We start from the raw sequence: 12876 nt of genomic DNA on the forward strand, positions 1-12876 counted from the left end.
GATACGAGCCCTCGATACGCGCCGAGGGCGCTACTCGGTCTCTACTCAGCATGGACGGGGTGGGAGTTTGAGGATGTGTTGGCCGTCTCGGCTGCGCTCGACGGGTCCCTCGACTGCGCTCGGGATGGACGGGTTTTTGGGGTTTGGCTTGCCTTCTTTTCCCTTCCCCTTCCGTTTGGTTCGAGCTTGTCGAGAACGGCGCTTGGTTCTCGACGAGCTCGAACCAAACGGAGGTTTGCGTTTGGGGCTGTTCTCGACAGGCCGAACCGAACGGAGTTTTGGGGTGGGTGCGGTGCGTGTTTCGACAGGGTTACGCTGGGGTGCTTGGCTCCAGCGCCATCAGTACGCTCCGTAGCTCTTCCCCGGTCGCAATCACCCTAACCGGGTTCGCCTTCCATTGGCGCAACGTGCGCGCCATGCCGTTCAGGCCGAACAGCACGGGAATGAAGAGGCTGCGGGCGGGGCGATCGAGGTCGAGGAGGCCGGTGGAGACGGCGGCGGCGTAGGCGGCGTAGCCGTAGCGGGCGGCGTGGGTCATGAGGCCGGCGGCGTCGGGTTCGACGATCACCTGCGCGAGTGGGGCGAGGTCGGTGGCGAGGCGGGTGCGGTCTTCGCGCGGGTGGGGGAGGTAGCGGATCGGCCAGGGGCTGGCGGCGGCGACCGAAGCCAGGCCGCGGACGAAGCGCGGGCGGGCGATGAGACGGTCCTCGACCAGCGGGGAGCCGATCAGCAGCAGTTCGGCGCGGTGTTCCGCCGGCGGGGGCGGGGGGAGGAGGCGCAGGTTGCGCGCGGCGAATCGGTCACGGACAAGTACGCGGCTGCGGTCGATCCGGCGGTGGAGGATGCCGCGGGGGTGGAAGCCCGCCGCCGCCTGCACCGCACCGCGCGCGGCGTACCAGAGCGGGTGGGTGAGATCGACATAGTGCGACAGGCCGTCCTCCCACAATTCGACATGTTCGATCGACGGGAGCGTGAGGAGAAAGCGTTCGAGCGGTTCGCCCTCGAGGAACAGGATGAGGTGGCGGATGCCGGCCTGTTCGATCAGTGCGCGGACATGGGGGTAGTAGGCGCGGTTGGCACGGCGGGCGGCGAGCAGGCCGGCGGGGGTGCGGCCGGGGAGCTGTTCGCGGCCGAGATCGAGCGTGCGGCCGGGGAAGGCGGCGTCGAGCGCGGCGCGCATCGCGGGATCGCGGAACAGCACGATGTCGGGCGCGGCGTCGTTGTCGAGCAGGAAGCGGAGGTGGAGCAGCGACCGCGGCAGTGCGGCGATCGGGCCGGTCCGATCAGCCATGATCGAGCAGCAGGTCGGCCAGCCGGCGGAGCGCTCCGCGGCCGCCGTCGGCATCGAGCACCACGTCGGCAATGCGCAGGACGGAAGGGTGCGCATCGCGCGGGGCGACCGCGCAGCCGACGAAGGTCATGCAGGCGATGTCGTTAATATCGTTGCCGACGTAGATCGTGCGGGCGGGGTCGTGGCCCTCCGCCTGGAGCCAGTCGCGGACCAGCGGGAGCTTGTCGTCGACGCCGTGATGATAGGGCAGGCGCAGCTTGCGGCAGCGCGCGGCGACGACGGGGTTGGCTTCCTTCGACACGACCAGCATGGGCACGCCGGCGCGGCGGAGACGTTCGATCCCCATCCCGTCGCTGCGCGAACAGGCGACGGTTTCGCGGCCGTCCTGATCGGTGAAGACGCGGTCGTCGGTGAACACGCCGTCGAAATCCATGACGATCGCGGCGGGGGGCGTGGGGAGTGCGGCGGCGCTGCGATTGCGCGCCAGCCGGGCGATGCGGTCCTCCGCCATGCGAAAATCCTCCGGATCGTCGATCTCGAGCCGGCGTTCGGGCGGCGTTTCGAACAGCGCGGTCTGGCCGAAGAAGCGGTGGCGGGCGGCGAGGAACCCGGCGGTCCGCATGACGTAGACCGCGCCGGTTTCGAGATATTCGGGGTCGCGCTGCTGCCGCATCGGGCGGATCGCCTTGTCGTGATTGACGCCGACCGCGGCACCCGACGCGTCGTGCCGCCAGAGGAAATAGTGGAAGGCGGTGACCGCGACGGCGGTGTCGGCATTCGAGTCGCGCAATGCTGCAACCGTGCCGTCGATGTCGGCGGGCGCGGTGAGCGGCGAGGTGCATTGCAGGAAGACGGTGAGGTCGGGGCGGTAGCCTTCGGCGGCGGCGAGGTGGCCCAGGACGTGGAGCAGCGCGTCCTCCGACTTCGCGATGTCGCCGGCGATCGCGGCGGGGCGGTCGACGACCTCGGCCCCGTGGGTGCGGGCGACAGCGGCGATCTCCGCGTCGTCGGTGGAGACGATGACGCGGGTGACCGATGACGCGGCGCGGGCCGCGGCGATGCTGTGCGCGATCAACGGGATACCGCCGAGCGGCAGGACATTCTTGCGCGGCAGGCCCTTCGATCCGCCGCGCGCCGGGATGATCGCCAGAACGTCCATGGTCATGCCGGCCCCTCGTCGCTGCGTGCGACGGGACCTAGACGGGGCGGACGCGCGCTGTCGAGCCCGACGATGGCGGGCGGCGCACCTGTACGGAAAATCATTTGACCCGGTCGGTGCGCACCGTCAAAGCTCAAGCCCGGGGGGTGACACGGGGTGGACGACCTGCCGATGGCAGGCGGCGAAACCCCTGGTCGATCCACTTGGCGGAACGTGCCCGTCCGGGAAATCCCGGGGCTCGACGATTGGCAAAGGGGGTCCGCATTTCCAGTATCCGTCTCCGATCGCGCCGCTGCGCCGCATCCGGGCTGGCCCTGCTGCTGGCGGGGTGCGCCACGCATAATGCGATCGAGGAAGGCACCGCCACCGCGGTGACGCCGATCACGACGCTGCCCGTGCCGGACGCGCGGACGCTCGCGATCCCGCTGGAAAAGGCCTATTATATCGGGCCGCACGACAAGCTGGACGTGTCGGTCTACCAGTTGCCCGACGCCACCCGCACGGTGGAGGTCGATACGGCGGGACAGGTGAACCTGCCGTTCGCCGGGACCGTGCAGGCGGCGGGCCGCACCGCGACCGAGGTGCGCGACGACATCGCCGCACGGCTGGGCCAGCGATATCTGCAGAACCCGCAGGTGACCGTGGCGGTCAGCCTGGTCGCCAGCCAGCGGATCACGGTCGAGGGCGCGGTGACGCAGCCCGGGCTGTTCCCGGTCACCGGGCAGCTGACGCTGCTCCAGGCGATCGCGCTGGCGAGCGGCACCAACACGGTGGCGAACGAGCATGTCGTCGCGATCTTCCGCACCGTGAAGGGGCAGCGGATGGCCGCCGTGTTCGACCTGGAGAAGATCCGCCAGGGCGAGCTGGTCGATCCGACGATCTACGGCAACGACATCGTCGTGGTCGAACGGTCGCGCGGCAAGGTGATCCTGCGCGACGTCGTCAGCGTGCTGCCCGTGCTGGGCGTGTTCCGGACCATCGACTATGCCTTCTGATCGGCGCGCGCCGAGCGGTGTCGGCATCCGTTCGATCCAACATGGTGTGACGTCATGAACGAGCAGCCACGCCCCCCCGTCTACCGGCCCGGCGACGATGCGGCGATGCCCGCGGGCGACGCGTGGGTCGGCAGCGCATTGGGCGGTGGCGGAACCGGGCGCCCGGGCGGGCCGGACGGCGACGGCGGCAGCGACCTGTTGCGCGGATATGTCGCGGCGCTGCGCAAGCGCCGGTTGCTGATCCTGGGCATCACGGCGGCGGCGGTGGCGCTCGCGCTGGTGCTGACGCTGTTGTCGGGCCGCGTCTACGTGGCGCAGGCGACGTTCGAGGTGCAGCGCGAGGCGTTGCGCGTGCTGGACCGCGACGAGGCGTCGGTCGAAAACGACCCGGCATCGAGCGAAGAGCTGTTCATGCAGACGCAGTTCGCGCTGCTGAAGAGCCGGTCGCTGGCCGAGGGGCTGGTCCGCCGGCTGCGGCTCGACACGCGTCCCGATTTCGGGATCGCCGAGGCGATGCCGGCGGCGAGCGGGGCCGGCACGATCCCGCCCGCAGCGCTGGCCCGGCTGCGGTTCGACGCGGCGGTGAACAAGGTGATGGGGCTGATTTCGGCGGCACCGCTCGGCACGTCGTCGGTCATCGAATTGCAGGCGGAAAGCGACAATCCGCAGCTTGCGGCGGCGATCGCCAACGGTGCGGTCGACGAATTCACCGAAAGTTCGATGCAGCGTCGGTACGCGGCGTCCAACTATGCCCGCGGGTTCCTGGCGCGCCGGCTGAACGAGATCAAGCAGCGGCTGGAAGTGTCGGAACGCCAGCTGGTGCAATATGCTGAGCAGCAGCGGATCCTGCCGCTGTCGGATGCGCGCGTCGGCGTGACGGGCGCGTCCGGCGGCGGGCAGTCGCTCGATTCCGCGTCGCTCGGCACGCTGAACCAGGCGCTGAGCGAGGCGCGGTCGGCGCGGATCCTGGCGGAGGCGAATTACCGCCAGGCGGCGCGCGGCGGCGTCAACGCGATGCCGCAGGCCGAGAGCAATCCGGAACTGGTCGCGTTGCGCGGACAGCTGGCGCAGGCGCAGGCCGATTACGACCAGCGACTGCCGACGTTCAAGCCGACATTCCCCGACATGGTGGCGCTGGCCGCGCGGATCAGCCGGTTGCGCGCGCAGATCGGGGCGGCCGACACGCAGTCGGTCGCCGGCACGCGCAACGCCTACACGCTGGCGCGCGACCAGGAAGTGGCGTTGCAGCGCGAGGTCGACGGGCTGAAGGGCACGGTGCTGCAACTGCAGAACCGGAGCATCCAGTACACCATCCTGCAGCGCGAGGTGGACACCAACCGCGCGCTGTATGACGCTCTGCTGCAACGCTACAAGGAGATCGGCGTTTCGGGCGGCAGCGGATCGAACAACGTGTCGGTCATCGACCGGGCGCGTGCGCCGGGGGCACCGGCGCGGCCGATCCTGTGGCTGAACCTGTTGCTGGCGCTGGTCGCCGGGCTGGGCCTGGGCGTCGCGATCGCACTGATCCTGGAATATCTGGACGACACGTTCAAGCAGCCGGACGATGTGGAGCGCAAGCTGCACCTGCCGCTGCTGGGCATGACGCCGAAGCTGGCGGATGGCGACACACCGGTCGCGGCGCTGACCGAGCGGCGGTCGACGCTGTCCGAATCCTACCAGTCGATCCGGACGGCGATCGAACTGTCGAGCGCGAACGGCGTGCCGCAGATCCTGTGCGTCACCAGTTCGGGCATCTCGGAGGGCAAGTCGACGACCTCGATGGCGTTGGCCAAGAGCTTCGCCGATCAGGACAAGCGCGTCCTGCTGGTCGATTCGGACCTGCGCAAGCCGACCATCCACCGGATGCTGGGCCTGCCCAACACGGTCGGTTTCTCCAACGTGCTGGCCGGCGAAGTGCCGTTCGCAAGCGCGGTGCAGCATGTCGCGTCGCTGGGGATCGACGTGATCCCGTGCGGGCCGACGCCGCCCAACCCGGCGCTGCTGCTGACGACGGGCCTGCGCGCGCGGTTCGCGGACCTGCGCGGGGCCTACGACATCGTGCTGGTCGATGGGCCGCCGGTGATCGGGCTGGCCGACGCGCCGTTGCTGTGCGACGCCGCCGACGGCGCGGTGATGGTGGTGGAGGCCAATGTGCAGCGCCGCAACGCCGTGCGTGCCGCACTGCGCCGGCTCAGCCGGTCGCGCACCAACCTGCTGGGCGTCATCCTGACCAAGTTCGACCCGAAGAAGGCCGGGCATGGCGATACCGAAAGCTACATGACCTATTACTACAAGTACGGCGCCGACCGGCCGTAACGGACGGGTGGGTCAGCCGTCCGCGTCGTCGCGGAACGGCGTGTCGGCGAGCAGTGCTACGTAGAGCGCCAGGATGCGGGCGTTCATCCGTTCGGCGGTGAAGCGGTCGCGGAACAGCGCCTGCGCCGTTGGGCCGAGCCGGCGGAGCGTTGCGCGGTCGAGGCCGGCGAGGCGGTCGGTCAGCGCATCAACGTCGCCGGGCGGAACGAGGTAGCCCGAGACGCCGTCGCGGACGAGCTCGGGCAGGCCGTCGACCGCGCTGGCGATGACCGGGCGGCCCTGGCGCATCGCCTCGGCTGCGGCGAGGCCGAACCCCTCCCACAAGGATGGCACGACGACCGCATCGACGGCGGCGATGAAGCCGGGAACTGCTTCGCGTGCCTGCCAGCCATGATGGGTGATGTTGGGAAGCGGCGGGAGCGCGGCGTCGCCCGACACGACTGCGGCACCGACGCAGTGCAGGTGGATCGGGCGTCCGGACAGCCGGCGCATCGCGGCGTGGAGGACGGCGAACCCCTTTTGCGTATCGAGCCGGCCGATGAACAGCAGGTTGAGGCAGGCCGGGTCCATCAGCGCCGACCGGTCGGGCACGGGGCCGGGATCGGCGCGGACGCCGTTGTGGATCGTGACGAGCCGATCGGCGCGCAGGCCGCGGGCGAGCGCGTCGCGGCGTTCGGCGTGCGAGATGCAGATGATGGCGTCGCTGGCCGGGGTCAGCAACCGTTCGATCCGGGCGTAGGCGGCGCGTTTCCAGGCGGCGACGCGCATGTTGAACGACCAGCCATGCGCGCAATAGACGATCTTGGACCGCGGTGCGGGCAGCGGCATCGACCGGACGGCCATGCCCGCGAAGCTGCTGTGTAGATGGACGATGTCGGGCCGCTCACGCAGGATCGCCAGCCGCGCGGCGCGGGCGAAGCGGAGCAGATCGCGCGGGGAGCGGCGCGACGAGGGGAAGGTGCGGAAGATGCCGGGCGGCGCATCCGGGAAATAGGCGCGCTGGTCCGCCGCGGCCAGCATGACGACATTGTCGGCCCCGAGCGCCGCGACCTGTGCGGGCACGACCTCGGTCAGATAGGCCCCGACGCCGCCCTGGAGAATCTGTGCGACGTGCAGGATCTTCATGGACGCGACCCTAACCGGGTTCAGCGCGCGGGCGCCACCCGGAACGCGTCGAACGTTGCCTGTGCGCCGTCGCTGCTGGCGCTGCCGGCGAGGATCGCGAGCGTCTGGCTGGGGCAGGCGGGCGGGATGGCGAACATGGCCTGCTGGCGGGACGCGTTTGGATCGACGGCGGCGCGGGGGCGGAGCGGGACCGCAGCGCCGCGGCCGGTGCAGCGCAGTTCGATGGCGAAATCGGACGGTTCGCCGCGAACGATGCGGCCCGTGAACGAGAGGGTGTAGCGGCCGGGGCGGAGCGCGAGCAACTGGGTGAGTGCGGGGCGGGCGTCGGCACCGAACGCTTCGATCGTGAGCGCCGGGTCTGCGCCGTCCGGGGCCTGCGGCGTGAACGACAGGGTCGCCTGGCTGCGCGGCGGGACCTGCCAGCCGAACGGGGCGGATACGGGCGGGCCGGCGGCGAGCCGGTCGAAACCGCCGTCGACGATGGCGGTGCGCGGATCGCCGGCCGCCGGATCGACGGCGCGCCACTGCGTCACCAGCGGATCGACCCGCCCGTCGGCCAGCATCGCGGTGGCGCCGGCGGCGGGGTCATAGCCGGCGGGCAGGGCATTTCGCGCGGCCAGCCGGCGCAGCAGATCGGCGAACCCGGCGCGGTCGGCGGGCGTGGTCGGGTCGGCACGCAGGAAGCCGGGCGCCCAGTCGGGGGCGAGCGCGATCCGGTCGGCGAGCGCGGCGCGACCGCCGTCCGTGGCGAGCAGGCGGATGAACCCCGCGGTGCCGGCGGCGCGGTCGCCGTTGGTGCGGAGCAGCGCGTCGGCCGCCCGGGCCGCGGTCGGCCAGTCGCGATCGAAGAGTGCGCGTTCGAGGACCCAGCGCTGGACCGCGGCATCGCGCCAGCCGGTTTGCGCGGCCAGCAACATGATGCGGTCGGCCACCGCACGGTCGCCGGCGGCGAAGGCGAGCGTGGATGCGACGTGGAGTGCGCGCGGGTCCTCCAGTCGCAGCGCCAGCGCTTCCGCCAGATAGGCCGCGGCGCGGGGATCGCCGGCGTGCAGCGCAGCCTCCGCCAGGCGTGTGGCGGCATGGGGGGTGGCGGACCAGATGCGGTGCGCGTCGCCGGGGTGGTCGGCGGCCATCATGCGGGTCGCGAAGGCGGTGCCGATGATCAGCCAGGCGATCGCCACCGCGACCACGCCGATCGCAACGCGGCTCACATGGCGCCAGGAGCGGGTCATGCGCCGGGCTCCGCGTCGTGGGCCGGCGGGGGGACGAGCAGCGCGAGGAGCAGGCCGGCGCCGGTCAGGTGGGCGAAGGTCTGGAGGGGGAAGTCAACCAGTGAGTGGAGCGCGAGCACCGCGATCATCAGCAGCGCGGCAAAGGCGAACCGGCCGACGGGAGTCGCAGCGTGTTGGCGGAGGGTGCGCCAGCCGCGATGGGCGACGAACGAGGCCAGCAATGCGATCTGCGCCAGGCCGGCGACGCCGCTTTCGATCAGGATTTCGAGATATTCGTTGTGCGCGCGGTTGATGGTGAAGCGGTTGATCGTGGCGAGCGCCTCGGTGCTTTCGTAGGCGCGGACGAAATTGCCGAGGCCGGCGCCGAACGGGAAAAAGGTCTGCGCGGTGTAGACGACGTCCGGCCAGAAGATCAGCCGACCTTCGCTCGCGCGGTCGGCGAAGCGGGCGAGCGAACTTCGCACGACGCCGGACAGCGGCAGGAGGAGTGCCACGACGACGAGCGCGCCGAGCCAGAGCAGCAGTTGCCGGCGGGTCGGGCGCAGGCCGGTGAGCGGCAGCAGCGCGTAGAGCAGCGGCACGACGAGCAGCACCATGCCGGCGCGCGAGGCTGTGCCGACCACGCAGGCCGCGAAGACCAGCGTGAGTGCGGGCAGCGCGATCCGCCCCTGCGCGCGGAACGGTGGAACGTGGCGGAGCGCGAGCGCGGCGATCGCGGCCTGCACCATGAACACCGCTTGGTGGTTGCGGTTGGAGAACAGGCCGGTCGGCAGGCGGATCGGTTGCAGCGTGGGGAACAGGTAGAAGCCGTCGGCGGTGGCGACCTGGACCAGCCCGAGCAGGACGCTGACGAGCGCGAGCGCCACGAACAGGGCGAGCAGGAGTGCGCGGCGGTGCGCGTCGAGCCGCACGGTGAGCAGGAACATCGCGACCGGGGCGAGGATGGAGAGCCAGGCGATGAGCGTGGCACCGGGATCGATGCTGATCGGTCGCCACAGGTCGGGCAGCAGCAGGCGGGCGATGTCGGCCCCGACGGCGCGGCCGGGCATGGCCCACCAGAGCGACGGCGGCAGCGGGATAAGCTGAAGCAGCGGGAGCAGGACCGCGGAGAGGATCAGCGCGGCGGCCAGCCGGGGAACATTGGTGGGCCGGCGATCGACGAGCGCGACGACGATGCCGCCGAGCGCGATCAGTTCGATGACCATGCCGCGCATCGGGATGCCGCCGCTGGTGCCGCCGAGCAGGAAGGCGGTGGCGAGCAGCGCGACGGCGAGCGGGAAGGGGAGGCGGTCTTCCGGGGCGTTCGTGGTCAGGCGGGCATCGCTGCGGATCGGCCGGCGGGCGGGTGCGGTCGCATCATGATCGGCCATCGCGACGCCCCCCTGTCATCGGCGGGTCGGATGCCGCGCCGCCCGGTTTCGGTGCGGCACTATGCGCGCGGACGCGTGCCGGTCAATCGCGGCGCGCGGGGGGTAGTTCTGGCGATAGTGACAGGCGGTGCGGCAAGCGCCATACTCCGCTGCGATGGAGCTGACCTTCTATACCTATCCGGGGTGGAACCCGCGGATTCGCGCGGCGTCGCACAAGCGCGAATGGATGGACGCGAGTTCCGAACAGTTCGCCTATCGGTGCCTGCCGCTGGCGATGGCGAACAGTCATGGCTGGGAAATCCTGTCGCCATGCGGGTTCAAGGCGCGGTGGAACGGGCGGCCGGGGCCGGACGGGGTGGAGGTCGTGCTCGATCCGGGCAGCGATGCCGGAACCGCGCCGGTTTCGCTGTTCGGTGCGGGCACGGTGACGTTCCATGTCGAGGCGCTGGTCCGGACCGCGCCGGGCTGGAACATCTGGCTGGGCGGATCGCCGAATGCGGCGAAGGACGGGATCGCGCCGCTGGGCGGGCTGATCGAAACCGACTGGTCGCCGTACAGCTTCACGATGAACTGGCGTTTCACGCGGGCCGACCATTGGGTGCGGTTCGAGAAGGACGAGCCCTTCTGTTTCCTGTTTCCGGTCGAACGCAAGGCGATCCAGGACGTGCAGCCGGTGATCCGGTCGATCGACGAGGCGCCCGAACTGAAGGCGGGGTTCGAGAAGTGGAGCGAATCGCGCAATGCGTTCCATGCCTGGGTCAAGGAGACCAACCCCGTTGCGCCGTCCGACAAGTGGCAGAAGCTGTATTATCGCGGCGTCAATCCGGACGGCAGCCTGGGGCCGGCGGACCATGCCAGCAAGCTGCGCCTGCCGCAGCCGCAGGTCGGCCCGGGGGCCGCTGTGACCGGCGCGGCGGCGGTGTGTCCGATGGGCGGGACGGCCCAGCGCGAGGTGGCGCATGAGGCAGCGGCGCCGCCGGCGGTGCTTGGGTCGGTGATCACCGCGATGCGCGCGGGGGCCGGGACGGAGGCTGAAACGGTGGCGTCGACAGAGCCGGTGGCAGACGTGGTGACGGCGGATGTCGCGCTCAAACGACGCGAGTGGATCCTGAACCAGATGGAGACGCAGCGCGCGCTGTCGCCGGTGGCGGCGGGTATTCCGCGGGTACAGGGCCTGACGTCCGACGAGTTTCTCGATCATTTCTATGCGCCCAGCCGGCCGGTGGTGATGACCGGCGCGATGGATCATTGGCCCGCGCGGCACTGGACCCCCGAGACGCTGGCTTTGAAGGTCGGCGCGCGCGAGATCGAGTATCAGGGCGGGCGCACCGACGCCGCGGATTACGAGCTGTACAAGGACAACCACACGCGGCGGATGACGTTCGACCGCTTCATCCGCGAGGTGACGGGCGCGAACCAGGGGAACGACGCGTATATCACCGCGTACAACAGCGCGGTGAATCGCGAGGCGTTGCAGCCGTTGCAGGCCGATCTCGGGCGGTTCGACACGTTGCTGACCGATGCGCCGGGAATGATGTGGATCGGGCCGCTGGGCACGTTCACGCCGCTGCATTTCGACCTGACCAACAACCTGCTCGCGCAGGTGACGGGGGCGAAGCGGATCCTGCTGCTGCCGCCGTCCGAGACGGGCAAGCTGTACAACAGCAAGCATGTGTTCAGCGACGTCCACGACATTGCGGACGAGGCGATGCTGGCGCGCTATCCGCTGGCGCGCGATGCGCGGGTGTTCGAGGTGGACCTGATGGCGGGCGAGCTACTGTATATTCCGGTCGGCTGGTGGCACCAGGTGACGTCGCTCGATTTCAGCGTAATGCTGACCTACACGAACTTCATATGGACGAACGATCCGTATCGCAGCTTTCCGGGGTGACGGATGCGTCCGCCACCGTCGATCGCGACAGGGAGCGCGATGATGACCGTGATGCGGAGTCCGATGGACCGAACCGAGATGGGACAGACACGGTGAGCGGCCCGGTCAGGTTCGACGCCGTGCCTGCGGGCACCGGCGCGGTGCACGGCGCGAGCGAGCCGTTGCCGCGCCGGTCGGCGTTGCGTCTGCGGTTGCACCTGGCGTTGATCGGGCTGGATGCGGCGTGCGTGGTGTGCGCCTTTTTCCTGGCGCTGATGATGTTTCCGGAGCCTGGGCAGCTCCACTGGTTCTCGACCGCGTCGGCGGTGTTGCCGGTGTATCTGGGCGCGGCGTTCCTAGGCGGTGCCTATTCGGTGCAGGTGTTGCAGGACCATGCGCTGGGCGTGAAACGCGCGCTGCATGCGTTCTGCCTGGCGACCGCGGCGGTGATCTTCGTCGCGTTCTACTTCAAGGCGAGCAACCAGTTTTCGCGCGTGACGTTCGCCGCCGGGTTCGTCGACGGCGTGCTGTTGCTGGCGATCGCGCGGTCCGGTTTCCTGCGGCGGGTCGACCGGTTGCTGGGCGGGAACCCGTACAGCGTCGTGCTGATCGCGGAAGCCGGGTGCGCGCGCCCGACGGGGTCGTTTTCGCGCGTGCTGGACGGTGCCAGCTTCGGCGCGGGGGAGGATCACCCCGAAATGTACGACCGGCTGGCGCGCGGGGTGGCGCATGCCGACCGCATCGTGGTGGCATGTTCGCCGGCGAACCGCCTGAAATGGGTGGGCATGTTGCAGGGGCTGAACGTGCGGGCGGAGATCGCGACGCCCGAGCTGGACGTGATGGGGACGCTGTCGCTGGCGCGGTGCGGCGACACGCCGACGCTGGTGGTGGCGCGCGGGCCGCTGGGGTTCTCCAACCGGGTCATCAAGCGCGCACTGGACATCGCGGTGGCGGCGACCGCGCTGCTCGTCTGCCTGCCGCTGATGCTGGTCGTGGCGATCGCGGTGGCGCTGGACAGCCCCGGCGGCGTATTCTTCGTGCAGACCCGGATCGGCCACGGCAACCGCCAGTTCCGGATGCTGAAGTTCCGCACGATGCGGGTGGAGGCGCGCGATGCCCGCGGCGACCGGCTGACGACGCGCGACGACGACCGGGTTAGCCGGGTCGGGCGGCTGCTGCGCCGGACGAGCATCGACGAGCTGCCGCAGCTGCTGAACGTCCTGATCGGTGACATGAGCATCGTCGGGCCGCGGCCGCATGCGGTGGGCGCGCGCGCGGCGGACAAGCTGTATTGGGAGGTGGACAGCCGCTACTGGCATCGCCACGCCGCCAAGCCGGGGCTGACCGGGCTGGCGCAGGTGCGCGGTTATCGCGGCAGTACGGAGGCGGAGCAGGACCTGACCAACCGGCTGCACGCCGACCTGGAATATCTGAACGACTGGTCGATCTGGCGCGACCTGCACATCATCCTGCTGACGTTCGGCGTTCTGACGCATCGGAATGCGTTCTAGCGTCAGG

General features: G+C 70.2%; 9 protein-coding genes. 4 read left to right on the forward strand and 5 right to left on the reverse strand.

What is annotated here, in order from left to right:
* Positions 1-310: 310 nt before the first annotated feature.
* Positions 311-1291 (reverse strand): hypothetical protein, encoded by a 981-nt coding sequence (locus ACFSGX_RS02250; RefSeq protein ID WP_380927142.1) that lies wholly within the window; start codon positions 1289-1291, stop codon positions 311-313.
* A complete protein-coding gene (locus ACFSGX_RS02255) occupies positions 1284-2456 on the reverse strand; it encodes a cytidylyltransferase domain-containing protein (RefSeq protein ID WP_380927144.1) in 1173 nt (390 codons plus the stop codon). Before ACFSGX_RS02255 ends, ACFSGX_RS02250 begins: the two co-directional genes overlap by 8 nt.
* 239 nt (positions 2457-2695) lie before the next feature.
* Between ACFSGX_RS02255 and ACFSGX_RS02260 the strand changes: the two genes are divergently transcribed.
* On the forward strand, positions 2696-3445 hold the full coding sequence (locus ACFSGX_RS02260; RefSeq protein WP_380927146.1) for a polysaccharide biosynthesis/export family protein: 750 nt from the start codon (positions 2696-2698) through the stop codon (positions 3443-3445).
* A gap of 54 nt (positions 3446-3499) precedes the next feature.
* Positions 3500-5761, forward strand: a complete 2262-nt coding sequence (locus ACFSGX_RS02265) for a GumC family protein (protein WP_380927148.1) — start codon at positions 3500-3502, stop codon at positions 5759-5761.
* A gap of 12 nt (positions 5762-5773) precedes the next feature.
* Here the strand turns inward: ACFSGX_RS02265 and ACFSGX_RS02270 are convergent, their stop codons facing one another.
* Genes ACFSGX_RS02270 through ACFSGX_RS02280 form a run of 3 tightly spaced genes read right to left on the reverse strand, consistent with a single transcriptional unit; the run spans position 5774 to position 9488 of the window.
* Positions 5774-6886: a glycosyltransferase gene (locus ACFSGX_RS02270; protein ID WP_380927149.1), complete on the reverse strand. Its 1113-nt coding sequence runs from the start codon at positions 6884-6886 to the stop codon at positions 5774-5776.
* Between the two features lie 20 nt (positions 6887-6906).
* Complete coding sequence (locus ACFSGX_RS02275; protein ID WP_380927150.1) at positions 6907-8118, reverse strand: hypothetical protein; 1212 nt, start codon at positions 8116-8118, stop codon at positions 6907-6909.
* Positions 8115-9488 carry an O-antigen ligase family protein gene (locus ACFSGX_RS02280; RefSeq protein WP_380927152.1) on the reverse strand — a complete coding sequence of 458 codons (1374 nt, stop codon included), beginning with the start codon at positions 9486-9488 and terminating at the stop codon, positions 8115-8117. The genes ACFSGX_RS02275 and ACFSGX_RS02280 overlap by 4 nt, the downstream gene beginning before the upstream one ends.
* A gap of 127 nt (positions 9489-9615) precedes the next feature.
* On the opposite strand from ACFSGX_RS02280, the gene ACFSGX_RS02285 reads away from it, so the two are divergent.
* Together ACFSGX_RS02285 and ACFSGX_RS02290 are read left to right on the forward strand one after the other, a co-directional pair.
* The gene (locus ACFSGX_RS02285; RefSeq protein WP_380927154.1) at positions 9616-11379 is read left to right on the forward strand and encodes a DUF6065 family protein; all 1764 of its coding nucleotides are present in this window, start codon (positions 9616-9618) and stop codon (positions 11377-11379) included.
* 92 nt (positions 11380-11471) lie between these two features.
* Complete coding sequence (locus ACFSGX_RS02290; protein ID WP_380927155.1) at positions 11472-12869, forward strand: exopolysaccharide biosynthesis polyprenyl glycosylphosphotransferase; 1398 nt, start codon at positions 11472-11474, stop codon at positions 12867-12869.
* Positions 12870-12876 lie beyond the last annotated feature (7 nt).

It is taken from the genome of Sphingomonas arantia (genome assembly GCF_042682045.1).
GTDB lineage: Bacteria > Pseudomonadota > Alphaproteobacteria > Sphingomonadales > Sphingomonadaceae > Sphingomonas_R > Sphingomonas_R arantia.

Excerpts from the sequence above, each read along its gene's own strand:
- ACFSGX_RS02265 (WP_380927148.1), top strand. The coding sequence starts at position 3,500 with ATGAACGAGCAGCCACGCCCCCCCGTCTACCGGCCCGGCGACGATGCG.
- ACFSGX_RS02275 (WP_380927150.1), bottom strand. The coding sequence starts at position 8,118 with ATGACCCGCTCCTGGCGCCATGTGAGCCGCGTTGCGATCGGCGTGGTC.
- ACFSGX_RS02250 (WP_380927142.1), bottom strand. The coding sequence starts at position 1,291 with ATGGCTGATCGGACCGGCCCGATCGCCGCACTGCCGCGGTCGCTGCTC.
- ACFSGX_RS02280 (WP_380927152.1), bottom strand. The coding sequence starts at position 9,488 with ATGGCCGATCATGATGCGACCGCACCCGCCCGCCGGCCGATCCGCAGC.
- ACFSGX_RS02270 (WP_380927149.1), bottom strand. The coding sequence starts at position 6,886 with ATGAAGATCCTGCACGTCGCACAGATTCTCCAGGGCGGCGTCGGGGCC.
- ACFSGX_RS02255 (WP_380927144.1), bottom strand. The coding sequence starts at position 2,456 with ATGACCATGGACGTTCTGGCGATCATCCCGGCGCGCGGCGGATCGAAG.